The sequence below is a fragment of the Pseudomonas fulva NBRC 16637 = DSM 17717 genome, from assembly GCF_000730565.1.
GTDB lineage: Bacteria > Pseudomonadota > Gammaproteobacteria > Pseudomonadales > Pseudomonadaceae > Aquipseudomonas > Aquipseudomonas fulva.
Genome location: NZ_BBIQ01000024.1, coordinates 59189 through 80739, shown reverse-complemented (window position 1 = coordinate 80739; position 21551 = coordinate 59189). Strand labels below are relative to the sequence as shown.

Annotated in this window: 25 protein-coding genes; 13 read left to right on the top strand and 12 right to left on the bottom strand. The window is 61.7% G+C overall.

Going from position 1 to position 21551, the window contains the following annotated elements; genetic code table 11:
* On the top strand, positions 1-660 hold a 660-nt coding region (locus PFU01S_RS19535; RefSeq protein WP_042139822.1), incomplete at its 5' end, for an IS110 family transposase.
* 417 nt (positions 661-1077) lie between these two features.
* Here the strand turns inward: PFU01S_RS19535 and PFU01S_RS19530 are convergent.
* Positions 1078-2055 (bottom strand): NADPH:quinone reductase, encoded by a 978-nt coding sequence (locus PFU01S_RS19530; RefSeq protein ID WP_028687744.1) that lies wholly within the window; start codon positions 2053-2055, stop codon positions 1078-1080.
* A 134-nt stretch (positions 2056-2189) separates the two neighbouring features.
* Between PFU01S_RS19530 and hemF the strand changes: the two genes are divergently transcribed.
* Complete coding sequence (hemF, locus tag PFU01S_RS19525) at positions 2190-3101, top strand: oxygen-dependent coproporphyrinogen oxidase (RefSeq protein ID WP_023532527.1); 912 nt, start codon at positions 2190-2192, stop codon at positions 3099-3101.
* Between the two features lie 25 nt (positions 3102-3126).
* Positions 3127-3951 (top strand): shikimate dehydrogenase, encoded by an 825-nt coding sequence (aroE, locus tag PFU01S_RS19520; RefSeq protein WP_028687745.1) that lies wholly within the window; start codon positions 3127-3129, stop codon positions 3949-3951.
* Between the two features lie 39 nt (positions 3952-3990).
* On the opposite strand, the gene PFU01S_RS19515 is transcribed toward aroE, so the two are convergent.
* From PFU01S_RS19515 to betC, 3 genes are all read right to left on the bottom strand, one after another.
* Positions 3991-5556 (bottom strand): SulP family inorganic anion transporter, encoded by a 1566-nt coding sequence (locus PFU01S_RS19515; RefSeq protein WP_028687746.1) that lies wholly within the window; start codon positions 5554-5556, stop codon positions 3991-3993.
* Positions 5557-5647: 91 nt separating this feature from the next.
* Positions 5648-6577, bottom strand: coding sequence for a choline ABC transporter substrate-binding protein (choX, locus tag PFU01S_RS19510; RefSeq protein WP_028687747.1), 930 nt, complete (start codon positions 6575-6577; stop codon positions 5648-5650).
* Between the two features lie 14 nt (positions 6578-6591).
* On the bottom strand, positions 6592-8109 hold the full coding sequence (gene betC, locus PFU01S_RS19505; protein WP_027913278.1) for a choline-sulfatase: 1518 nt from the start codon (positions 8107-8109) through the stop codon (positions 6592-6594).
* Between the two features lie 108 nt (positions 8110-8217).
* Here betC and PFU01S_RS19500 point away from each other — a divergent pair, with 108 nt between their 5' ends.
* Positions 8218-9117 carry a choline sulfate utilization transcriptional regulator gene (locus PFU01S_RS19500; protein WP_027913277.1) on the top strand — a complete coding sequence of 300 codons (900 nt, stop codon included), beginning with the start codon at positions 8218-8220 and terminating at the stop codon, positions 9115-9117.
* Positions 9118-9172: 55 nt separating this feature from the next.
* Positions 9173-9511 carry a DOPA 4,5-dioxygenase family protein gene (locus tag PFU01S_RS19495; RefSeq protein ID WP_027913276.1) on the top strand — a complete coding sequence of 113 codons (339 nt, stop codon included), beginning with the start codon at positions 9173-9175 and terminating at the stop codon, positions 9509-9511.
* Positions 9512-9676: 165 nt separating this feature from the next.
* On the opposite strand, the gene trpA is transcribed toward PFU01S_RS19495, so the two are convergent.
* The gene (trpA, locus tag PFU01S_RS19490; RefSeq protein WP_027913275.1) at positions 9677-10486 is read right to left on the bottom strand and encodes a tryptophan synthase subunit alpha; all 810 of its coding nucleotides are present in this window, start codon (positions 10484-10486) and stop codon (positions 9677-9679) included.
* On the bottom strand, positions 10483-11700 hold the full coding sequence (gene trpB, locus PFU01S_RS19485; protein WP_023532832.1) for a tryptophan synthase subunit beta: 1218 nt from the start codon (positions 11698-11700) through the stop codon (positions 10483-10485). Before trpB ends, trpA begins: the two co-directional genes overlap by 4 nt.
* 108 nt (positions 11701-11808) lie before the next feature.
* On the opposite strand from trpB, the gene PFU01S_RS19480 reads away from it, so the two are divergent.
* Complete coding sequence (locus PFU01S_RS19480) at positions 11809-12705, top strand: LysR family transcriptional regulator (RefSeq protein ID WP_027913274.1); 897 nt, start codon at positions 11809-11811, stop codon at positions 12703-12705.
* Here PFU01S_RS19480 and PFU01S_RS19475 read toward each other — a convergent pair.
* Positions 12702-13025 carry an ElaB/YgaM/YqjD family protein gene (locus tag PFU01S_RS19475; protein WP_023532474.1) on the bottom strand — a complete coding sequence of 108 codons (324 nt, stop codon included), beginning with the start codon at positions 13023-13025 and terminating at the stop codon, positions 12702-12704. The genes PFU01S_RS19480 and PFU01S_RS19475 overlap by 4 nt on opposite strands.
* A gap of 150 nt (positions 13026-13175) precedes the next feature.
* Between PFU01S_RS19475 and PFU01S_RS19470 the strand changes: the two genes are divergently transcribed.
* Positions 13176-13391, top strand: coding sequence for a dodecin (locus tag PFU01S_RS19470; protein ID WP_023532741.1), 216 nt, complete (start codon positions 13176-13178; stop codon positions 13389-13391).
* A 101-nt stretch (positions 13392-13492) separates the two neighbouring features.
* Entirely contained in the window at positions 13493-13714 is a 222-nt protein-coding gene (locus PFU01S_RS19465) for a DUF1161 domain-containing protein (RefSeq protein ID WP_023532365.1), read from the top strand.
* Positions 13715-13837: 123 nt separating this feature from the next.
* Here the strand turns inward: PFU01S_RS19465 and PFU01S_RS19460 are convergent, their stop codons facing one another.
* The gene (locus tag PFU01S_RS19460) at positions 13838-14842 is read right to left on the bottom strand and encodes an LLM class flavin-dependent oxidoreductase (protein WP_028687748.1); all 1005 of its coding nucleotides are present in this window, start codon (positions 14840-14842) and stop codon (positions 13838-13840) included.
* A gap of 151 nt (positions 14843-14993) precedes the next feature.
* Here PFU01S_RS19460 and PFU01S_RS19455 point away from each other — a divergent pair, with 151 nt between their 5' ends.
* Positions 14994-15419 (top strand): OsmC family protein, encoded by a 426-nt coding sequence (locus PFU01S_RS19455; protein ID WP_027913272.1) that lies wholly within the window; start codon positions 14994-14996, stop codon positions 15417-15419.
* 71 nt (positions 15420-15490) lie between these two features.
* Positions 15491-15724 (top strand): DUF1161 domain-containing protein, encoded by a 234-nt coding sequence (locus PFU01S_RS19450; RefSeq protein ID WP_028687749.1) that lies wholly within the window; start codon positions 15491-15493, stop codon positions 15722-15724.
* Positions 15725-15753: 29 nt separating this feature from the next.
* On the opposite strand, the gene PFU01S_RS19445 is transcribed toward PFU01S_RS19450, so the two are convergent.
* Together PFU01S_RS19445 and PFU01S_RS19440 are read right to left on the bottom strand one after the other, a co-directional pair.
* Entirely contained in the window at positions 15754-16167 is a 414-nt protein-coding gene (locus PFU01S_RS19445; protein WP_023532343.1) for a PA0061/PA0062 family lipoprotein, read from the bottom strand.
* 57 nt (positions 16168-16224) lie between these two features.
* Positions 16225-16638 (bottom strand): PA0061/PA0062 family lipoprotein, encoded by a 414-nt coding sequence (locus tag PFU01S_RS19440; protein ID WP_027913270.1) that lies wholly within the window; start codon positions 16636-16638, stop codon positions 16225-16227.
* 66 nt (positions 16639-16704) lie between these two features.
* Here PFU01S_RS19440 and PFU01S_RS19435 point away from each other — a divergent pair, with 66 nt between their 5' ends.
* Positions 16705-17796 carry an aminopeptidase gene (locus tag PFU01S_RS19435; RefSeq protein ID WP_028687750.1) on the top strand — a complete coding sequence of 364 codons (1092 nt, stop codon included), beginning with the start codon at positions 16705-16707 and terminating at the stop codon, positions 17794-17796.
* Between the two features lie 26 nt (positions 17797-17822).
* Here PFU01S_RS19435 and PFU01S_RS19430 read toward each other — a convergent pair whose 3' ends face one another.
* On the bottom strand, positions 17823-18479 hold the full coding sequence (locus PFU01S_RS19430) for an HAD family hydrolase (protein WP_028687751.1): 657 nt from the start codon (positions 18477-18479) through the stop codon (positions 17823-17825).
* Between the two features lie 74 nt (positions 18480-18553).
* The gene (locus tag PFU01S_RS19425; protein WP_023532446.1) at positions 18554-19102 is read right to left on the bottom strand and encodes a gamma carbonic anhydrase family protein; all 549 of its coding nucleotides are present in this window, start codon (positions 19100-19102) and stop codon (positions 18554-18556) included.
* A gap of 102 nt (positions 19103-19204) precedes the next feature.
* Here PFU01S_RS19425 and prlC point away from each other — a divergent pair, with 102 nt between their 5' ends.
* Positions 19205-21256 carry an oligopeptidase A gene (gene prlC / locus PFU01S_RS19420; RefSeq protein WP_236166097.1) on the top strand — a complete coding sequence of 684 codons (2052 nt, stop codon included), beginning with the start codon at positions 19205-19207 and terminating at the stop codon, positions 21254-21256.
* Positions 21253-21534 (top strand): YheV family putative zinc ribbon protein, encoded by a 282-nt coding sequence (locus PFU01S_RS19415; RefSeq protein ID WP_027913266.1) that lies wholly within the window; start codon positions 21253-21255, stop codon positions 21532-21534. Before prlC ends, PFU01S_RS19415 begins: the two co-directional genes overlap by 4 nt.
* The last annotated feature ends 17 nt before the right edge of the window (positions 21535-21551 follow it).

Here is a 21551-nt window from a genome sequence, read left to right as displayed (position 1 = left end):
AATGCCGAAGTACTGGCCCACTACGCTGAGGTCATTCCAGACCAGCCCACCCTGCGGATCAGCCCGGAGCGTGCGCTGTTGCGAGAATTGCTGCAGCAACGTGATCGGCTGGTTCAGCAGCGTGATGACGACCGCAGGCGCCTGAAACAGGCGCAGTTCAGCGCGGTGTCCGACTTTCTGAAAGCCAACCTTCAGCACTTCAAGTCGCAGATCAAGCTGATTGAGCAAGCAATCAGCCAGCAAACGGAAGCCCTGAAAGATGAACGGGTTACTCAGCTGGTCCAGGTCAAAGGCATTGGGCTGGTAACGGCGGGCAAGCTGATAACACTTCTGCCAGAACTGGGGCGTGTCGAGTCCAAAGAAATAGCCTCGTTGGTCGGGGTGGCGCCTTTTAACCACGACAGCGGAAAATCCGTGGGCAAGCGCTCTATCTCGGGCGGGCGGTTTGAGGCCAGGCGATCGTTGTATATGTCATGCCTTGTGGCGATAAAGTACAACCCAGCACTCAAGGCTCGTTATGAGGCGCTGCGCGGACGCGGAAAAGTTGCCAAGGTCGCCCTCGTAGCCTGTATGCGGGTATTGATCGTACGGCTCAATGCCATGCTAAGGACGGGCAAGCCTTGGCTTGATCTGGTCTTGCCACAGCCTATGCGGACCTAGAGCAGGAAGCCGACGTAACTCATACAGGAGCGGGCTTGCCCATCAATCCAATACCGCGCTGGATGGCACGGGCTTCGCCCGTGGCCGCGCGACAAGCGCGCCCCCTGGGGGGCGGGCTAGATTTTAAATAAATCGGGCAAGACAGTTGCTCCCACATTTGTTGCAACGTACCGAACCTGTCAGGCCATGGTTGCCCGCCTTGGTGTATGGCTTGAGGCAGGCGGCGGCATCAATGCCCGCCTTGAAATCCAGTCATGCCAGCAAGGCTGACAACCATGGACTTACAGGCGTGGTCGCGTTGCAACGGATGTAGGAGCGGGCTTGTCCCGCGAAGCGCCGCGTGGGCGGCGCTCGATCTGCGCAACACTGCAAAAATCAAGGCAAGCACCTAGTCGCCATAACGCGACCTTCTGCCAATCAAGGCAACAAAATAGTAGACCCCACGGTCCGCCGCGCCGACAGCTCGCTCTGGGCCTTGGCCGCTTCGCTGAGCGGGTAGCGTTGCTGGATATCCACCGTCAGTTGGCCGCTGGCAATCATGGCAAAGAGGTCATCGGCCATGGCCTGGGTGTTCTCGGCGTTGTTGGCGTAAGTCGCCAGGGTCGGCCGAGTGACGTACAGCGAGCCCTTCTGCGCCAGAATCCCCAGGTTCACCCCACTCACCGCGCCCGAGGCATTGCCGAAGCTCACCATCAACCCCCGCGGTTGCAGGCAATCGAGCGACGTCAGCCAGGTGTCGGCACCCACGCCGTCATACACGACTGGGCATTTCTTGCCGTCGGTCAGCTCCAGCACCCGTTTGGCGACATCCTCGTGGCTGTAGTCGATGGTGGCCCAGGCGCCCAAGGCCTTGGCCCGCTCGGCCTTTTCGGCAGAGCTCACGGTGCCGATGAGCTTGGCGCCCAGCGCCTTTGCCCACTGGCAGGCCAGCGAACCAACGCCGCCTGCGGCCGCATGGAACAGGATCACATCGCCAGGCTGCACAGCGTAGGTCTGCTTGAGCAGGTACTGCACGGTCATGCCCTTGAGCATGACGGCGGCAGCCTGCTCGAAGCTGATGGCCTCTGGCAATTTGACCAGGTTGGCCTCAGGCAGCGTGTGCACCTCGCCATAGGCGCCCAATGGGCCCCCGCCATACGCCACACGGTCGCCGACCTTCAACCGTGACACGCCCTGGCCCACGGCCTCGACCACCCCTGCGCCTTCGGTGCCCAGGCCCGAAGGCAGGGACGGCGGCGCGTACAACCCGCTGCGGAAATAGGTATCGATGAAGTTCAAGCCCACAGCATGGTTGCGCACTCGCACGTGCTGAGGCCCAAGGTCGGCGGGTTCGAAGTCCACCCACTGCAGCACTTCGGGGCCGCCGTGCTGGCTGAACTGGATACGCTTGGCCATCTCGTACTCCTGGATTGGGGATCGGGAAAGGGGCTTCTATCGGACGCTTTTGCTTGACTGCCGTCAACTGCGGGGCGCTGGCAGGCGGTGTTATGCTACGCGCCACTTGTTTCCTGCCCGCTCCTGGTGACCCGATGATTAGCCGCACCGAGGCTGTGAAAGCCTATCTGCTCGATTTGCAAGACCGCATCTGCTCAGCCCTGGAACGCGAAGACGGCGGCGCCCGCTTCGTCGAGGACGCCTGGGTGCGCGAAGCCGGTGGCGGGGGCCGTACGCGGGTGATCGGCGAAGGCACCGTCATCGAAAAAGGCGGGGTGAACTTCTCCCATGTGTTCGGCACCGGGTTGCCGCCTTCGGCCAGCGCCCATCGGCCGGAGTTGGCTGGGCGCGGTTTCCAGGCGCTCGGGGTGTCGCTGGTGATCCACCCGCACAACCCGCACGTGCCTACTTCCCACGCCAACGTTCGGTTTTTCATCGCCGAAAAGGAAGGCGAAGAGCCTGTCTGGTGGTTCGGCGGTGGCTTCGATCTGACGCCGTACTACGGCGTGGAGGAAGACTGCGTGCACTGGCATCGAATCGCTGAACAGGCCTGCGCCCCCTTCGGCGCCGATGTGTACCCACGCTACAAGGCCTGGTGCGACCGGTATTTCCATCTCAAGCACCGGGGTGAGCCCCGTGGCATCGGCGGGCTGTTCTTCGATGACTTGAACGAATGGGACTTCGATACTTGCTTCGCCTTCATCCGTGCCATCGGCGACGCGTACATCGACGCGTACCTGCCCATCGTGCAGCGCCGAAAAGGGACGGCCTATACCCCACAGCAACGTGAATTTCAGGAGTTTCGCCGGGGCCGCTACGTCGAGTTCAACCTGGTCTATGACCGTGGCACGCTATTCGGGCTGCAGTCTGGTGGGCGCACCGAGTCCATCCTCATGTCGCTGCCACCGCAGGTACGCTGGGGCTACGACTGGAAACCCGCGCCAGGCAGCGAAGAGGCACGGCTGACCGAGTACTTCCTGCAAGACCGTGACTGGCTCGGCCAGTAAGCCTGTAACCATTCAAGGAGCCGTCATGGACCAGTACGTCGTTTTTGGCAACCCGATCGGCCACAGCAAGTCGCCGCTGATTCATCGCCTGTTCGCCGAACAGACCGGCCAGGACCTGGAGTACGCCACGCTGCTGGCGCCGCTGGATGACTTCAGTGACTGCGCGCGCGGCTTCTTCAAGCAAGGCAGCGGTGGCAACGTTACCGTGCCATTCAAGGAAGAAGCCTATCGCCTGTGCGACAGCCTTACCCCGCGCGCACGTCGCGCAGGTGCGGTGAACACGCTCAGCAAGCTGGCCGACGGTACCTTGCAGGGTGACAACACCGACGGTGCGGGACTGGTCCGTGACCTCACCGTCAATGCCGGTGTTGAACTGGCAGGTAAACGCATCCTTGTCCTCGGTGCCGGCGGCGCCGTGCGCGGGGTGCTGGAGCCGCTGCTGGCACACAACCCGCAGTCACTGGTGATCGCCAACCGCACGGTGGAGAAGGCCGAACGCCTGGCCGAGGCGTTCGATGAACTGGGGCCGGTGGTGGCCAGTGGGTTCGCCTGGTTGCAAGAGCCAGTGGACCTGATCATCAATGCAACCTCGGCCAGCCTGGCCGGTGAGCTGCCACCGATTGCCAGCAGCCTGATCGAACCCGGGCGCACGGTGTGCTACGACATGATGTATGGCAAGGCGCCAACGCCGTTCTGCCAGTGGGCCGCCCAACATGGCGCCGCCAAGGTGCTGGACGGTCTGGGGATGCTGGCCGAACAAGCAGCCGAAGCCTTTTATGTGTGGCGCGGCGTGCGGCCGGACACTGCACCGGTTCTCGCTGAACTGCGCCGCCAACTGGCGCGGGGCTGACCGCCAGCTGGGCTACTGAGCGGCGCTGGGTGTGGCTGCTCAGTCCTCGAACCGGATTGGGCAACGCGCCGGGCCCTCGAGCTTGTGCAGCTCTTCGATCACCTGTGGCCTGGCGCCGCGCAAGGTCAGGCTACCGCCTGTTCGCGCCAGCCGCCTCGCCTCGCGGTGCAGCATGTCCACCCCTGAATAGTCGATGAAGTTCACCTGCCGCGCATCCATGACCACCTGCGGGCCTTGGCAGCCTTGCAGGCGTACTTGCAGGTAATGCGCAGCACCGAAGAAGATCGACCCGCCTACACGCAAGATGTCCGCATCGCCTTCGCGGCTCTGGTGAATCCGCGGGCGCGAGGTGCGCTTGAGGTAGAAGAACAGGGAAACCAGCACACCGGCATAGATGGCCGTCTGTAATTCCAAGAGCAAGGTGGCCGCTGCCGTCAGCGCCATGACCGCGAACTCGGCACGGCTGACACGCAGCAATGCGCCGATGGCCTTGCGATCAACCAGCCCCCAGCAAATCAACAGGATGCTGCCTGCCATCGCCGGAATCGGCAGGTGCGCGATCAGGCCGGCACCGGCGACAGCGAACACCGCTACCCACAGCGCCGAGAACACGCCGGCCATGGGCGAGCGTGCGCCTGCGTCATAGTTCAGGCCCGATCGGGTGAACGAGCCCGATGAGAGGTAGCCGGAAAAGAACGCACCGACGATGTTGGAGAGCCCTTGGGCACGTATTTCCTGGTCGGCGTCAATCAGTTGCTCGGAGCGCGCAGACAACGAACGTGCGATGGACAAGCTGGTCACCAGCCCCAGCATGCCAACGGCCACGGCGCTGGGGAGCAGGCGCAGTATCAGGTCCACGTCCAGCAGCGGCACGGCACTCAAGGGGGGCAGGCGCCCCTCGAACGCCGGTACACGCGGCACGTGCCCGAACACGCCGGGCAGCAGCCACGCCAGCAGGCTGACGGCCAACAGGCTTATCAACAGGCTGGGCCAGCGGGGACGCCATAGTTTCAGCGCTATGCCCATTACCACGGTGAGCGCTCCCAGTATCAAGGACGGCACGTCCATCTCACCGGCATGGCTGGCCAGGTCTTGAGCCGTCTTCAAGGCGGTGGCCTGGCTGGGCAAGTCCAGCCCAAGCAGGTTGGGCAGCTGCCCCAGCGCGATGACCACGGCGGCCCCAAGGGTGAAGCCGATCACTACCGAATGCGAGACGAAATTGACCAGGGCCCCGAAACGCAAAAGCCCCAGCAGTAGCTGGAAGACACCTCCCAGAAAGGTCAGCAGCAGCACAAGGGTGATGTAGTCATCGCTTCCTGCTACCGCCAACGGGCTGACACTGGCGTATAGCACGATGGAAATGGCCGCCGTCGGCCCGCAGATCAGGTGCCAGGAGGATCCCCACAGGCAGGCGACCAGCACGGGGACGATGGCCGCGTACAGCCCATATGCTGCTGGCAGGCCGGCGATCAGGGCGTACGCGATGGATTGCGGCAGCGCAAGGATGGCGCCGCTCAAACCCACCAGCAGGTCCTGACGCAAACTGTGGCGCGTCTGGCGCGGCAGCCAGCCCAGAAAGGGCAGCAGGCGTATGAGGCGATGCATAGTGCGGTCAAAATCCCCCGAATGGGTCTGTTCTGGAGAAGCGATCTGTTTCACGAATCAACCGCAGACAGACCCGCTCTCCATTAACGCGTTACAGCGTTCTTTTTACGGCCGCGACGGCGTCCGCACCCTCTTTGGTGGTCACGCCGGTCAGCCAACCATCCAGTGCTTCGGGATGTGCTCTCACCCAGGCCTTGGCGGCATCGTCGAAGCTGATCTTCTTATCCACAACCTCGGCCATGATGGTGTTTTCCATGTCCAGCGTGAAGCTCAAGTTGCTCAGCAACTTTGCCGCGTTCGGGCAGGCTTGTGGATAACCCTTGCGTGTCAGCGTGAACACGTCGCCTTTGCTGCCGAACCACTTCTCTCCACCGGTCAAGTAATGCATGTTCAGCTTCACGTTCATGGGGTGAGGCGTCCAGCCGAGGAAGACAATGTACTGCTGTTTCTTGACCGCTCTGTCCACCTGGGCCAGCATGGCCTGCTCACTGGACTCCACCAGCTTCCATTTGCCCAGGCCGAAGGCATCATCCTTGATGATCGCTTGCAGCGAGAGGTTGGCCGGCGCGCCTGAGCCAATGCCGTAGAGCTTCCTGCCAAACTGATCGGCGTGCTTGTTCAGGTCTGCGAAATCGCGTACCCCGCCATTCCACACGTAGTCCGGCACCGCCAGGGTGAATTCGGTTCCTTGCAGATTGCGCGAGAGCTGCTGCACATCCCCGTTGGCGACGAATTTGTCATGGAAGCCTTGGTGCGCAGGCATCCAGCTTCCAAGAAAGGCATCGACCTGGCCGTCCTTGAGCCCGCCATAGATGATCGGCACCGCCAGGCTGTCCACCTTGACCTGGTACCCCAGGGGTTCAAGCAGCAGGCGGGCCACTGCGTTGGTGGTGGCGATGTCACTCCACCCAGGGTCGGCCAGCTTGACGGTTGAGCACTGCGCGTTGTCATCGGCGGCCTGGGCGCTCAGTGTGCCCAGGCTGACGGCTAGCGCGAACAAGGTAGCAGCGAACGTATGCATGGCGGGCTCTCTTTTCAATCCAGTGGGGCGGGCTGTGGATAACGTGCCTTGCGCTCAAGGTCATCAAGATCGATGTGGTTGCGCATGTACTGCTGACTGGCGTCCACCCAAGGTTGGTGGTCCCAGCTGCTCAACTTGCCAATGGCCAGTGCCTGGGCCACCAGACGGCGACGTCGCTGGCTGGCCAGCACTTGCTGGCGCAGGCCGGGTATGTCCCAGCGCTGGCGCGCCTCGGTGACGAACGCCTGCATCAATGCCTGATGATCCGGGCTGGTAGCCAGATTCTCCCGCTCGTACGGGTCGCGGCTCAGGTCATAGAGTAGACAGGGGTCGTCCTCGCTGTACACGAACTTGTAGGAACCACGGCGAATCATCATGAGCGGGCCGACGGTACCCTCGGCCATGTATTCACCAATGACCTCGTCGTGACCGCCCTGCCCTTGCAAATGACCAAGCAGAGAGCGGCCATCCAGGTGAAGGGATTTATCCACAGCCCCACCTGCCAACTCGACCAGGGTGGGCAGCAAGTCGCAGGTCGAGACGGACGCACTCACGCGTCCGGGCGCGAAGCGCTGCGGGGCATGGATCAGTAGCGGTACACGGGCTGACATCTCGAACCAGTGCATCTTGTACCAGAGGCCACGCTCACCCAGCATGTCGCCATGGTCGCCCGAGAACACGATCAAAGTATCGTCGGCGAGGTTGCATTCCTCGAGGGTTTGCAGCAATTGACCGATATTGTCGTCGATATAGCTGCATGCGCCGAAGTAGGCCCGCCGAGCATCGCGGATTTTGTCCACAGGAAGCGGTTTGTTCCAAAGGTCGTAGACCTTGAGCAATCGCTGGGAGTGGGGATCGAGTGACGCCTGGCTATCGGTGTGCCTGGGCAACGGAATATCCACACCTTCGTAGCGATCCCAGTAGCGTTTGGGAATGGTGTAAGGGTCGTGGGGGTGGGTCATGGACACTGTCAGACAGAACGGACGGCCGTCGTTTTCACGGACATGGTCATACAAATACTGACGCGCCTTGAACACCACTTCCTCGTCGAAATCCAGCTGGTTCGTACGCACGCATGGCCCTGCCTGCAGCACCGAGGACATGTTGTGGTACCAGCTTGGTCGCACGTCAGGCTCATCCCAGTTCACGGCCCAGCCGTAGTCGGCCGGGTAGATATCACTGGTCAGGCGTTCCTCGTAGCCGTGCAATTGATCAGGCCCACAGAAGTGCATCTTGCCTGACAGTGCCGTTCGGTAACCCAGGCGGCGCAGATAATGGGCGTAGGTGGGGATATCGGCGGGGAAATCTGCTGCATTGTCATAGGCCCCAATGCGGCTGGGGAGCTGACCGCTGACGAGGGTGAAGCGCGAGGGCGCGCACAGCGGGCTGTTGCAGTAAGCCGAATCGAACACCACGGCCTGAGCGGCCAGGCGAGTGAGGTGAGGCATTTGAAGGGGTGAGTCAGCGTAGATGGGCAGCAGCGGCGCTGCCATCTGGTCGGCCATGATGAACAGGATATTAGGGCGTTTCATGCAAGCTTCCATCGTTTAAGGTTATGCGGAATGCTTGCCTACCACGATGAGGCGGTGCATAACGGGGGTAAAGCCCCTGTCGGGCAATGTGTGGGATTAGCCAGGCTTATGTTCGAGCACCTTGCGGGATTGTCGTTGGATACGTTGCGCGTGTTCGAGGCCGCCGCGCGCTTGCGCAGCTTTACGGCAGCTGCCTTGGAGCTGGGCACCACGCAGCCGGCGATCAGTCAGCAGATAAAACGCCTGGAGGCGCAGCTGGGCACGCGGCTGTTCGACCGTATCTACCGGGGCATCGAGCTGACCGAAGCGGGCCAGGTGTTGTTGGAATATGTCGGCCAGGGGCTGCACACCATGGACGATGGCGTGGCCCGCGCAAGCGGGCGCACACAGCGTGAAGTCCTACAGGTGGCAACGGATTTTGCGTTCGCTGCGTTCTGGTTGATGCCCCGACTGCAGCGCTTTCATGAAGCGTATCCTCAGGTCGATGTGAGCCTGGTGACAGGTGAGCGAAGCCAAGGCATGTTGCGCCCGGATATCGACGTGGCGGTGCTGTTCGGCGATGGGCGTTTTCATCAAGGCGAGAGCCGTTGGCTGTTCGACGAGGAAGTTTTCCCGGTATGCAGCCCTCGTCTGATCCATGGCAAATCCTTGTCTGCTGCGGCCTTGCAGCGTTTGCCGCTGCTGCATCTCAAGGGTGAACAGGCCAGCCGGTGGTTCGACTGGGCAGGTGTATTTCGCGGCTTAGGGGTGACCAGCGCACCGCCTGCGGGGCAGCTACGGTTCGACAACTACACGTTGTTGATCCAGGCTGCCATCGCGGGCCAGGGCATGGCGATTGGCTGGCGGCATCTGGTGGATGGGCTGGTCGATCAAGGGTTGTTGTGTCGACCGTTGGAGGGCAGCTTACGGTCGGCGCGTGGCTATTACGCCGTACTGCCGCCGCGCAAGCGTCGCGGGGCGTTGATCGGACGCTTCGTGGATTGGCTTGAGCACGAGCGTAGCCTCTGAGATGCTGGGCCCGCTTGTGGCATGTTGTCAGAATCGACGCACATCAGGAGTAGCTGTGCAGAGAATCAAGGGTTATCACGCCCACGTGTACTACGATGCCTCGACCCAGGAGCAGGCGCGAGCCTTGTGCGAGGAGGCAGCGGCGCTGTTCCCGGTCGTCATGGGGCGTATGCACACCAGGGCGGTAGGGCCGCATCCCGACTGGAGCTGCCAGTTGGCGTTCGAGCCAGAGCTCATTGGCGTGGTGCTGCCCTGGTTGGCGCTGCACCGCAAGGGGCTGGTGGTGTTTCTGCACCCGCTGACCGGGGATGAGCTGGCGGACCACCGCGATCATGCGATCTGGATGGGGGCGTTGCGGCCTCTGGACTTGTCGGGCTTTGGCGAAGGGCGTTGATTGGGCGATCCCAATCTCAGGAACGTTCTTGCCGGGGCGCCGGACTGGCGCCGATGAGTCGCGGAGTGTGTCCGGAAACCTCTGTGGAAAGTTGAAATCCTGGGACTGCAAGCAGTCCCAGGATAGCTTCGGGCACCGAGCAACCCTTGAAGCGACAACCATCGGTTAGCGCCGAGCGCCACGTACCCCTTCTGCCAAGGCCGAGCACAGGCTCAACACATCGTCTACCGCCTGACCGGGGTTCTGCGCGTGGGCAATCTTGTCGACCAGGGCCGAGCCTACCACCACACCGTCGGCAAGGCGGGCGATGTTGGCCGCTTGCTCGGGGGTGCGAATACCAAACCCGACACTGATCGGCAAATCCGTATGGCGACGCAAGCGTGCAATGGCTTCGGTCACATGTTCGGTAGTCGCCGAGCCTGCACCGGTCACACCGGCCACCGACACGTAGTAGACGAACCCGGAGCTACGCTGCAGCACGCGGGGCAGGCGCGCGTCGTCGGTGGTCGGGGTCGTCAGGCGAATGAAGTCGATACCCGCAGCCTGGGCCGGGCTGGCCAGTTCGTCGTCATGCTCAGGTGGCAGGTCGACGATGATCAGGCCATCGACACCGGCTTCGTTGGCCTGGGCCACGAACGCTTCCACGCCAAAGCGGTGGATCGGGTTGTAGTAACCCATCAGCACGATCGGCGTGGTCTGGTCATCCACTCGGAATTCGCGGACCATCTGGAGCGTCTTGGCCAAGGTCTGGCCAGCCTCAAGCGCGCGCAGGGTGGCCAGTTGGATCGCTACACCATCGGCCATGGGGTCGGTGAACGGCATGCCCAGTTCGATCACATCGGCACCTGCCGCTGGCAGGCCCTTGAGAATCTGGAGCGAGGCGTCATAGCCTGGATCACCTGCGGTGACGAAGGTGACCAGTGCTGCGCGGCCTTCGGTTTTCAGCTCGGCGAAACGTTGTTCAAGACGGCTCATGCCTGTTTCTCCTGGGCGGCCATGTGGTTCATGACGGTGTGCATATCCTTGTCTCCGCGCCCCGACAGGCAGATCACCATCAGGTGGTCCTTGGGCAAGGACGGAGCGCGCTTGATGGCTTCGGCCAGCGCGTGGGCGCTTTCCAGCGCTGGAATGATGCCTTCGAGCCGGCAGGATGCGTGGAAGGCATCCAGGGCCTCGTCATCGGTGATGCTGACGTATTCGACCCGCTTCACTTCGTGCAGGTAGGCGTGCTCGGGGCCGATGCCCGGATAGTCCAGGCCTGCAGAGATCGAATGGGCATCGGTGATCTGGCCGTCGGCATCCTGCAGCAAGTAGGTACGGTTGCCGTGCAGTACCCCAGGCACCCCGCCGTTCAGGCTGGCTGCGTGCTTGTCGGTCTGCACGCCGTGCCCGCCCGCCTCGACACCGATGATCTGAACGCTCGGCTCTTCGAGAAACTCGTGGAACAGGCCCATGGCATTGGACCCGCCACCCACGCATGCCACCAGGCTGTCCGGCAGGCGGCCTTCCTTTTCCTGCATCTGGGCGCGGGTTTCCTTGCCGATGATCGACTGGAAGTCCCGGACCATGGCTGGATAGGGGTGCGGGCCGGCCACGGTGCCGATCAGGTAGAAGGTGTCGTCGACATTGGTGACCCAGTCGCGCAGAGCCTCGTTCATGGCGTCTTTCAAGGTGCCGGTGCCAGCGGTGACCGGCACGATTTCAGCGCCCAGCAGTTTCATGCGGAACACGTTGGCCTGCTGCCGCTCGATGTCGGTAGCGCCCATGTAAATCACGCAAGGCAACCCGAAACGCGCCGCCACGGTGGCGGTAGCGACGCCATGCATGCCGGCACCGGTTTCAGCGATCAGGCGCTTCTTGCCCATGCGCTTGGCCAGCAATACCTGACCGATGCAATTGTTCACCTTGTGCGCGCCGGTGTGGTTGAGTTCCTCGCGCTTGAAGTAGATTTTGGCGCCACCGCAGTGCTCGGTCAGGCGCTCGGCGAAGTACAACGGGTTGGGACGGCCGATGTAGTCGCGTTGAAAATAAGCCAGCTCTTCGAGAAATGCAGGGTCTGCCTTGGCCGCTTCGTATTCACGGGCCAGGTCCAGTACCAGTGGCATCAGGGTTTCGGCCACGTAGCGGCCGCCGAACGAGCCGAACAGGCCATTGGCATCGGGGCCGGGGCGATATTGGGACTGGGTCATGAGACGCTCCAAGGCATAACGAATGAGTGATGGGCTTTACTGTAACCATGACCTGCCCCGATGAAAACCGATAAGATTGCTCTGACTTGTCAGGAAAACTCACACGTAATGGCCAGTGATCTCCCTCCTCTCAATGCGTTGCGCGCCTTCGAGGCAACTGCCCGGCTCAACAGCGTCAGCCAGGCAGCCGAGGCGCTGCACGTCACCCACGGCGCAGTTAGCCGGCAAATCAAAGCGCTCGAAGCGCACCTTGGCGTGGCCCTGTTCGCCAAGGATGGGCGAGGTGTCAAACTCACAGATGCAGGCGCCAGGTTGCGTGACGTCAGTGGTGAGGTCTTTGATCGGCTGCGTGGGGTATGCCGGGAGCTGACCCGCGAAGTGGAGCACGCCCCTTTCGTGCTTGGCTGTTCCGGAAGCTTGCTGGCGCGTTGGTTCATCCCGCGCCTGGGACGGCTGAATGCCGACTTGCCTGAGCTTCGCCTGCATCTTTCTGCCGGTGAGGGTGACCTGGACCCGCGTCGCCCTGGGCTGGATGCGTTGCTGGTCTATGCCGAACCGCCGTGGCCAGCGGACATGCAGGTTCATGTACTGGCGCAGGAACGTATCGGTCCAGTCGTCAGCCCGCACTTCGAGGGCGCTGGGCGACTGCGCAAAGCGGCTGTCAGCCAGCTATTGGAAGAATCCTTGCTGCACACCACCTCGCGCCCGCAAGCCTGGCCTACCTGGGCGTTGGCCAATGACCTCGATGCCCAGGCAGTAAAGTATGGGCAGTCGTTCGAGCACCTGTATTACTTGTTGGAAGCCGCAGTCGCAGGATTGGGGGTGGCCATCGCGCCGGAGCCACTGGTGGCCGATGACTTGCGTGCAGGGCGCCTGATCGCGCCATGGGGCTTTAGCGCAACGCCTGCAGCGTTGGCGCTGTGGGTGCCACGGCGCGCCGCGGATGGGCGCGCCGAGCAGCTGGCGCAGTGGTTACGCGCCGAGTTGGCTGGGCAGAGCGTTTAGTTGCGCTTGCACAGCAGGTAGGCAGCCAGCAGGCCCAGTGCGCCTACTGCCACGCCAGCGGTGGTGTAGGGGTGTTCCTGGGCATAGTCGCGAGTAGCGATGCTGGTCTTGACCGTGCGGTCTTTGACTTCTTCGTAAGCGTCGCTCAGTAGGCTGCGCGAGTGCTTCAGGGCCGTCTCGGCATTGCTGCGGATAGCCTTGAGGGACTTCTGGGATTCCTCGGAGGCGTCGTTCTTGAGGCTTTCCAGGCTCTTCAGGAGGCTCTCGATCTCGGCTTCCATGCTTTCCAGTGATGTTTTACGCAGCGAGTTGCGGGGCATGTTGACTCTCCTTCGCGTTATGGGCTCTAGAGAGTGCGACTATCAAGCGAAGCGAAAGTGCGATCGAACTTTCTGCCGCTGCGCCTGCTCGCAGGTAAACGAGCACTGCGCTGCTAGGCTCAACGTTATCGCCATCCAAGGAGTCAACACATGTCCGATCACCACACGTACAAAATGCTCGAACTGGTAGGTTCTTCCACCACCGGTATCGAAGATGCAATCCAGAATGCCCTGGCCGAAGCCTCCAAAAGCGTGCAGATGATGGAGTGGTTCGAAGTCGTCAGCACCCGCGGCCATATTCGCGACAACAAAGTCGAGCACTTCCAGGTGACCCTGAAGGTCGGCTTCCGTATCACCAACAGCTGATACAGGTCCGGGCTGGATGTGCCTGGCGCGATGGGGTAAGACTTAGACGAGGCGCCTGATGGGCGCCTTTTGCGATTTCATCTGCACAAGGAAAGCAAGTGATGAACAAAGTGGTTCTGGCGTTGGGCCTGATGACCCTGGCGGGCGGCGCGATGGCGGCCGGCAAGCCGTGCGAAGAGCTGAAAGCGGAAATCGCTGCCAAGCTCGATGCCAAGGGCGTGCAAAATTACACGCTGACGGTCGTGGACAAGGGTGATCCCGCTGGCAAGGTGGTGGGCAGTTGTGAAGGCGGTACCAAGGAAATCGTTTACAGCCGCAACTAAGGGCCACCGAACCCCGTGGGTTGACCACGGGGTTCGGGCATACGGCCGTTTGCTCGGCTACCGGCCACCCATCAAGAGGCCAGCCCAGCCCAGTTTCGCTCCACGGCGCGCCCTGCTCAACCGCTAGGCTGGCTGCAGTGCCTGAGCCAGCAACTCGTAGGAGCGTATCCGGTCTGCGTGCTCGTACAGGTCGCAGGTAAAGATCAGTTCATCGGCCCCTGTCTGCTCCAGCAACACGTCGACCTTGGCACGGACCTTGTCTGGGCTCCCGATCATCGCCAGCCCCATGAAGCTGCCCACTGCATCGCGCTCATGCGGCAACCACAAGCCATTCATGGTTTCTACCGGGGGCTTCTGCATCAGGCTCTGACCGCGAATTAGGGCCAGGATGCGTTGATAAACCGACGTGGCCAGGTACTCGGCTTTCTCATCGGTCTCGGCCACTACCATGGGGATGCCGAGCATGACGTAGGGCTTGTCCAGCGTGGTAGAGGGCTTGAAGTGGTTGCGGTAGACCCGAATGGCCTCGTGCATGTAGCGCGGCGCAAAATGCGATGCGAAGGCATAGGGCATACCACGCATGCCGGCCAGCTGGGCACTGAACAAGCTAGAGCCCAGCAACCAGATAGGCACTTCGGTGTCGTATCCCGGTACGGCAATCACCTTCTGATCATCGGTGCGTGGGCCCAGGTAGCGCGACAACTCTTCGACGTCATCCGGGAAATCGTCCGCACTGCCGGCCCGGTCGCGGCGCAGTGCATGGGCGGTTATCTGGTCGGACCCTGGAGCGCGGCCCAGGCCCAAGTCGATACGGCCGGGATAGAGGCTGGCCAGGGTGCCAAACTGCTCGGCCACAACGAGCGGTGCATGGTTGGGCAGCATGACGCCCCCGGAACCTACCCTGATACGCGATGTACCGCCTGCGAGGTAACCGATCAGCACTGAGGTGGCCGAGCTGGCAATGCCGTCCATGTTGTGGTGCTCGGCTACCCAGAAACGGTTGTAACCGAAGCGCTCGACATGTTGCGCCAGGTCCAGCGAATTGCGCAGTGATTGCGCGGGCCCTTGGTCGGCGCGCACTGGCACCAGATCAAGGGTGGATATTTTCAGATTTCGCAACTGCGTCATGAAGCCTCCGCAATGATGGTTGGCCTGAGGCCTTTTGACTCTGTATGGGCGCAATCGTTGGATTCAATGTCCCCTGTCGGATTGAGCTGAACTCTCATCAGGCTACCAGCCTCTGAATAGATAGGTACTTAACCAATGACCGGGAGGCATCATGAAGAAGACAGCATCGGCAATCTGGGAAGGTGGTCTCAAGGACGGCAAGGGCCAGATCTCCACTGAAAGCGGCGCGCTCAAGAACAATCCTTATGGGTTCAACACCCGTTTCGAAGATACGCCGGGCACCAACCCGGAAGAACTGATCGGCGCCGCCCACGCTGGGTGCTTCTCGATGGCGCTGTCGATGATGCTGGGCGAAGCCAAGCTGACGCCCGAGCGTATCGACACAGCGGCAGAAGTCACCTTGGACAAGCAAAGCGATGGTTTTGCCATCACCGCAGTGCACTTGGTGCTCCGCGCCAAGGTACCAGGGGCGAGCGAAGAGCAGTTCCAGGAAATCGCCAATAAGGCCAAGCAAGGCTGCCCCGTGTCCAAGGTGCTCAACGCCGACATTACCCTGGATGCCAAGCTGGTAAGCTGATCGCTCCAGCCGTGGGCGGTTTGCGGTAATCTGAAAACCCGGCAGCCTCGCTGCCTTTACTGGAGCCGCCCATGATTCGCATCGCTACCGCTTTACTGGTCTCCCTGATGACAACTTCGGCACTGGCAGCAATCAAGCCATGCGAGGAGTTGAAGGCAGAAATCGAGGCCAAGATCCAGGCCCAGGGCGTGCCGTCCTATACCCTTGAAATCGTGCCCAACAGCGAAGTGCAGGACCCTAATATGGTGGTCGGCAGCTGCGATGGCGGTGCCCGCAAGATCATTTATCAGAAGAATGATCAGTAAGCCTGCCAACAGCGGGTCATTAAGGAAACCTAAGGGATGCAGAAGACCCTGCTAGGTTCGTTGACGACCACGGTCCTGGCTGAGTCATACAGCAGCACCTGTGGCTCCATCACCGGCGCTCTTGCCTCAAGCCGATAACGCTCCCCTGCCTCGAAGTGATCGTAACGCACCGTCAGGTAGCACGTACGGTCCCTGGGGTCGGTAGAGAACCCGCCCGCGTAGATCTCATAGTCGAAACGTACGATCAGTTCGTGCTTGCCGGGCGTCACCTGAAAATAACGGCCATCGTCCAGGCGCTTGCCATCGAGGCGGTCGGCCATGATGACCCTGCCGGGTGTCATGGTGTATAGGTCTACCCAGGCCTGTTTGGGATCTTTGGGCGGTAGGGGGCTGGCACAAGCTCCCAGTGCACTGAGGGCGATCAGCATCATGGGCTGGCGCATGGCAGGGTTTTCCACTTGCAGTGAATATGTGACAAGCATAGCGCTGTTTTGGATGCTTTACGTCCGTTGGCAGCCTGCCGGTTCGCCCTGGCTGACCAGTTTCTGTTGCTGATCATAGAGCTTGATCCAGGGACGGAAGCCGATGCTGCCAGCCTGCAGTTGGTAACGCTCGCCAGCATCGAAGCCCTTGAAGGCTACCTTGACCTGGCAATCACGCCATAGCGGGGCGTCGACGGGACCGATGTTGCTGGGCGCCACCGGGAATTGATAGCGCACGGTCAGCTCATGGTTGCCAGGCGGTACCTGGAAATAACGGTTGTCGTCCCAGTCGCGTGCGTCGACTTTCACCGCGTCCAGGGAGGTCTGCTGGCCTGGTTCAAGGTCGACCCACGCCTGAGAGGGGTCGGGGTCGGGCAATGTCGAACAGGCCGTTGTCAGCAGCAAGGAACCGGTAACCCACAATGCGCGCATGGCGAAACTCCCCTTCGGCACGATAATCTTTAGGCGAATGGGGTTGAGCGAATAAGACGGTAAACGATGCTTGGAATAGTGCTTGCGCAGCGCTCAGACCCTGGGGCACTCGACCGTGTTTTCACCCGGTTTGTTCCGCTACTGGTCGCCGCGCTGCTCAACGGTTGCAGCAGCGCTGGCTACTATGGCCAGCTGGCAGCCGGCCAGTGGGAGCTGCTGCAGGCGCGTCGGCCCGTGACGAAGGTGATGGCTGATCCTGCCACGTCTGTGCCATTGCGCGCTCGGCTGGAGTACGCCCAACAAGCGCGAGCGTTCGCCACCCAGCAGCTGAAATTGCCCGACAACCGAAGCTACACGATGTACGCCGACTTGGGCCGCCCCTACGTCGTGTGGAATGTTTTCGCCACCCCCGAGTTGTCGCTTCAGCCAGTCACCCACTGTTTTCCCATTGCCGGGTGCGTGGCTTACCGCGGCTATTATCGTCAGGGCGCAGCACGGGGTGCAGCGGCGTTGATGCGCCAGCAGCACCTTGACGTCTATGTGGGCGGCGTTGAAACCTATTCGACCCTGGGCTGGTTCGATGACCCCATCCTGTCATCGATGATGGGCTGGGGTGAAGAGCGCCTGGCCACACTGATCTTTCACGAGCTGGCTCATCAGCGTGTCTATGTGCAAGACGATACGGCCTTCAACGAGTCATTCGCGTCGTTCGTGGAGCAGCAAGGCACGCGGCAATGGCGGCTCAGCCGTGGGCTGGCGGCCACCGGCGACGACCATGGTCCGCAGCGCGAGCAGTTCATTCGCTTGGTGCTGGCCACGCGGGCACGGCTACAGGCCCTTTATGCGGCGCCCACCGATGATCAAACCAAGCGCTTGGCCAAGCGGGCCGAGTTCGAGCGGTTGCGGCGCGATTACCATTCGCTGCGCGATGGCCCATGGGGAGGCGACAGGCGTTACGACGCTTGGGTCTATGGGCCGATGAACAATGCGAAATTGCTGCCATTCGGACTGTACGACCAGTGGGTGCCTGCTTTTTCGGTTTTGTTTCGCCAGGTCGAAGGTGACTGGGAACGCTTTTATGAGCGCGTCGGGCAACTGGCTTCATTGCCCCTCGCAGCGCGTACTGCAGCCTTGCAAGGGTTGATGCCCAAGGGCTAGGTCGCGCTAGCCGGTTGCCCAGCCCTTCAGCGAGGTTGCCTGTTGAACGCCTCGTGCATCTCGGCCAGGGAGGCGAAATGGAACGCCGGCGTTTCTGCCATCAGTTCCTCGCGGCTTCCGAACCCATACCCTACTGCCACGGCCTGCAAACCGTTGCTACGGGCTCCGATCAGGTCATGCTTGCGATCGCCGATCATGAGCGTGTGCGCCGGGTCCAGCCCTTCTTCGTCCAGCAAGTGGCGAATCAGCTCGACCTTGTTGGTTCGCGTACCGTCCAGCTCGCTGCCGTAGATCATTTTGAAATGCTGATCGAAGGCGAAGTGGCGGGCAATTTCGCGCGCGAATTCCCACGGCTTGGAAGTCGCTATGTAGAGCGTGCGGCCTTGGCCATTGAGGGTCTCGAGCAGCTGCGGCACCCCGTCGAACACCAGGTTTTCGTACAGGCCCGTGACGCGAAAGCGCTCACGGTAGAAGTTGACCGCCTCCCAGGCCTTGGCTTCGTCGAAACCGTAGAACTGCATGAACGCCTGCAACAACGGCGGGCCGATGAAGTGTTCAAGGCGTGAGAGGTCTGGCTCGTCGATACCCAGTTTCGCCAAGGCGTACTGGATGGAGCGGGTGATACCCAGGCGTGGGTCGGTCAGGGTGCCATCAAGGTCGAACAGAATGTTTTGCTGGTGCATAGGGAAGGTTTCCGCTTGAGTGCTGCGCCGCATGCTGGCGGGCAAGCCGTGCCCGCATGGCTGTGGAAAAACGATCAGTCTGGCTGATCGAAGCCCTCGGCCAGGTGCTGGTCCTTGAGCTTCACATAGTTGCCAGCGCTGTAGGCGAAGAAGGCACGCTCCTGGTCGTTCAACAACCGGACCTGCCTGACTGGGCTGCCCATGTACAGGTAGCCACTGACCAGGCGCTTGCCCGGTGGCACCAGGCTGGCGGCGCCAATGATCACCTCGTCCTCGACGATGGCGCCGTCCATGACGGTACTGCCCATGCCGACCAGGATGCGGTTGCCCAATGTGCAGCCGTGCAGCATGACCTTGTGCCCGATGGTGACTTCGTCACCGATGATCAGCGCAAAGCCATCAGGGTTGAACGGGCTGGCGTGGGTGATGTGCAGCACACTGGCGTCCTGCACACTGGTCCGCGCGCCGATACGGATGCGGTGCATGTCGCCTCGCACGACCACCAATGGCCAGACCGAACTGTCTTCGCCGATCTCCACATCGCCCAGTACCACCGCCGAGCGGTCGACGAAGGCCCGCGCTCCGAGCTTGGGATGGTGTTGCTGGAAGCTTCGAATGGCCATGATAGTGTTCCTCATGTGTGCCGATAGGCTGGCTGCCTGCTGCGGTCGGCGTCGATTGTAATTAAGATGGGGCTGTGTTTCTTCTGCCAAGGTATCCAAACCGTGACTGCGAACAACCCGCTTCTGCAATCCCACGATCTGCCGCCCTTCTCGCAAATCCGTGCAGAGCACGTGCTGCCGGCGATCGAAGCGATCCTGGCCGACAACCGTAAAGCCATTGCCAGGATTCTTGAAGAACAAGGCGCAGCGCCTACATGGGCAGGCCTGGTGCTGGCGATGGACGAACTGAACGACCGCCTCGGGGCCGCCTGGAGCCCGGTGAGCCACCTCAATGCGGTGTGCAATAGCCCAGCGTTGCGTGAAGCCTATGAGGCCTGCCTGCCAGCGCTGAGTGCCTACTCCACGGAGCTTGGGCAGAACCGCGCGCTGTTCGATGCCTACCAGGCACTGGCTGCAAGCCCTGAAGCTGCCTCGTTCGATGTGGCGCAAAAGACCATCCTTGAACATGCATTGCGCGACTTCCGCCTGTCGGGCATCGACCTGCCCGCCGCAGAACAGCAGCGCTACGCTGAGGTGCAGAGCAAACTCAGCGAGCTGGGCAGCCGTTTCTCCAACCAGCTGTTGGATGCCACCCAGGCATGGAGCAAGCACGTCACCGACGAAACCACGCTCGACGGCCTGCCCGACTCGGCCAAGGCCCAGATGGCCGCCGCTGCCGCCGCCAAGGACCTCGAGGGCTGGCTGATCACGCTAGAGTTCCCCAGCTATTACGCGGTGATGACCTACGCCAGCGACCGCGCGCTGCGCGAAGAGCTGTATGCGGCCTACTGTACCCGCGCTTCGGATCAGGGCCCGAACGCGGGGCAGTTCGATAACGGTCCGGTGATGCAGCAGATTCTCGATCTGCGCCAGGAGCTTGCCGAATTACTGGGCTACAAGAACTACGCCGAGCTCAGCCTGGCGACCAAGATGGCCGAGTCCAGCGACCAGGTGTTGAGCTTCCTGCGCGATCTGGCCAAGCGCTCCAAGCCCTTCGCCGCCCGCGACCTGGCCCAGCTCAAGGCCTATGCTGCCGAACAGGGTTGTCCCGAGCTGGCCAGCTGGGATGCCGGCTACTTTGGCGAGAAGCTGCGAGAGCAGCGCTACAGCGTGTCCCAGGAAGCACTGCGCGCCTACTTCCCCATCGACAAGGTGCTAGGCGGTCTATTCAGCATCGTGCAGCGCCTGTACGGCATCGAGATCAACGAGCTCAAGCAGTTCGATGCCTGGCACCCGGATGTACGTCTGTTCGAGATCAAGGAGAACGGCCAGCATGTGGGGCGTTTCTTCTTCGACCTCTATGCCCGCGCCAACAAGCGTGGCGGTGCCTGGATGGACGGTGCGCGTGACCGTCGCGTAACGGCTCAGGGCAAACTGCAAAGCCCGGTGGCCAACCTGGTGTGCAACTTCACCCCTGCCGCGCCGGGCAAACCTGCCTTGCTGACCCATGACGAGGTCACGACGCTGTTCCATGAGTTCGGCCATGGCTTGCACCACCTGTTGACCCGCATCGACCACGCGGGAGTGTCCGGCATCAACGGCGTGGCATGGGATGCGGTAGAACTGCCCAGCCAGTTCATGGAGAACTGGTGCTGGGAGCCCGAAGGCCTTGCCTTGATCTCCGGCCATTACGAAACTGGCGAGGCGCTGCCGCAGGACCTGCTGGACAAGATGCTGGCTGCGAAGAACTTCCAGTCGGGCATGATGATGGTGCGCCAGCTCGAGTTCTCGCTGTTCGACTTTGAGCTTCACGCCAGCCACGGTGACGGCCGTACGGTACTGCAGGTGCTCGAAGGGGTGCGCGATGAAGTGTCGGTCATGCGCCCACCGGCCTATAACCGCTTCCCCAACAGTTTTGCGCACATCTTCGCGGGCGGTTATGCCGCAGGCTACTACAGCTATAAATGGGCTGAAGTGTTGTCGGCCGATGCCTTCTCGCGGTTCGAGGAAGAAGGCGTTTTCAATGCCGAAACAGGCCGGGCGTTCCGCGAAGCGGTGCTGGCACGCGGCGGCTCGCGTGCGCCGATGGTATTGTTCGTCGACTTCCGCGGTCGCGAGCCGTCCATTGACGCCTTGCTGCGCCACAGCGGTCTGGCCGAAGAGTCGGCAGCATGAGCGAGGATGCCGTGAACAAGACCAAGAAGCGCTTCATCGCCGGCGCGGTATGCCCGGCGTGCAGTGAAGCTGACAAGCTGACGATGTGGAACGAAGACGGTGTGCCGCACCGCGAGTGCGTGGCGTGTGGTTTTACCGATACGCTCAATGAGCAGGGCTTGTCGGTACCCAGTGAACTGGGCACGCGGGTCAACCAACAAGCGCCCAAGCCGGCAGCGGCGAAAGTGCAGACCGTGCAGTTCTTTCCCAATCCGAAGCTGAAGAAACCGGCCGATTGACCACCGCACCGCCCGGG

Excerpts from the sequence above, each read along its gene's own strand:
- PFU01S_RS19530 (WP_028687744.1), bottom strand. The coding sequence starts at position 2,055 with ATGGCCAAGCGTATCCAGTTCAGCCAGCACGGCGGCCCCGAAGTGCTG.
- hemF (WP_023532527.1), top strand. The coding sequence starts at position 2,190 with ATGATTAGCCGCACCGAGGCTGTGAAAGCCTATCTGCTCGATTTGCAA.
- aroE (WP_028687745.1), top strand. The coding sequence starts at position 3,127 with ATGGACCAGTACGTCGTTTTTGGCAACCCGATCGGCCACAGCAAGTCG.
- PFU01S_RS19515 (WP_028687746.1), bottom strand. The coding sequence starts at position 5,556 with ATGCATCGCCTCATACGCCTGCTGCCCTTTCTGGGCTGGCTGCCGCGC.
- choX (WP_028687747.1), bottom strand. The coding sequence starts at position 6,577 with ATGCATACGTTCGCTGCTACCTTGTTCGCGCTAGCCGTCAGCCTGGGC.
- betC (WP_027913278.1), bottom strand. The coding sequence starts at position 8,109 with ATGAAACGCCCTAATATCCTGTTCATCATGGCCGACCAGATGGCAGCG.
- PFU01S_RS19500 (WP_027913277.1), top strand. The coding sequence starts at position 8,218 with ATGTTCGAGCACCTTGCGGGATTGTCGTTGGATACGTTGCGCGTGTTC.
- trpA (WP_027913275.1), bottom strand. The coding sequence starts at position 10,486 with ATGAGCCGTCTTGAACAACGTTTCGCCGAGCTGAAAACCGAAGGCCGC.
- trpB (WP_023532832.1), bottom strand. The coding sequence starts at position 11,700 with ATGACCCAGTCCCAATATCGCCCCGGCCCCGATGCCAATGGCCTGTTC.
- PFU01S_RS19480 (WP_027913274.1), top strand. The coding sequence starts at position 11,809 with ATGGCCAGTGATCTCCCTCCTCTCAATGCGTTGCGCGCCTTCGAGGCA.
- PFU01S_RS19475 (WP_023532474.1), bottom strand. The coding sequence starts at position 13,025 with ATGCCCCGCAACTCGCTGCGTAAAACATCACTGGAAAGCATGGAAGCC.
- PFU01S_RS19470 (WP_023532741.1), top strand. The coding sequence starts at position 13,176 with ATGTCCGATCACCACACGTACAAAATGCTCGAACTGGTAGGTTCTTCC.
- PFU01S_RS19465 (WP_023532365.1), top strand. The coding sequence starts at position 13,493 with ATGAACAAAGTGGTTCTGGCGTTGGGCCTGATGACCCTGGCGGGCGGC.
- PFU01S_RS19460 (WP_028687748.1), bottom strand. The coding sequence starts at position 14,842 with ATGACGCAGTTGCGAAATCTGAAAATATCCACCCTTGATCTGGTGCCA.
- PFU01S_RS19455 (WP_027913272.1), top strand. The coding sequence starts at position 14,994 with ATGAAGAAGACAGCATCGGCAATCTGGGAAGGTGGTCTCAAGGACGGC.
- PFU01S_RS19450 (WP_028687749.1), top strand. The coding sequence starts at position 15,491 with ATGATTCGCATCGCTACCGCTTTACTGGTCTCCCTGATGACAACTTCG.
- PFU01S_RS19445 (WP_023532343.1), bottom strand. The coding sequence starts at position 16,167 with ATGCGCCAGCCCATGATGCTGATCGCCCTCAGTGCACTGGGAGCTTGT.
- PFU01S_RS19440 (WP_027913270.1), bottom strand. The coding sequence starts at position 16,638 with ATGCGCGCATTGTGGGTTACCGGTTCCTTGCTGCTGACAACGGCCTGT.
- PFU01S_RS19435 (WP_028687750.1), top strand. The coding sequence starts at position 16,705 with ATGCTTGGAATAGTGCTTGCGCAGCGCTCAGACCCTGGGGCACTCGAC.
- PFU01S_RS19430 (WP_028687751.1), bottom strand. The coding sequence starts at position 18,479 with ATGCACCAGCAAAACATTCTGTTCGACCTTGATGGCACCCTGACCGAC.
- PFU01S_RS19425 (WP_023532446.1), bottom strand. The coding sequence starts at position 19,102 with ATGGCCATTCGAAGCTTCCAGCAACACCATCCCAAGCTCGGAGCGCGG.
- PFU01S_RS19415 (WP_027913266.1), top strand. The coding sequence starts at position 21,253 with ATGAGCGAGGATGCCGTGAACAAGACCAAGAAGCGCTTCATCGCCGGC.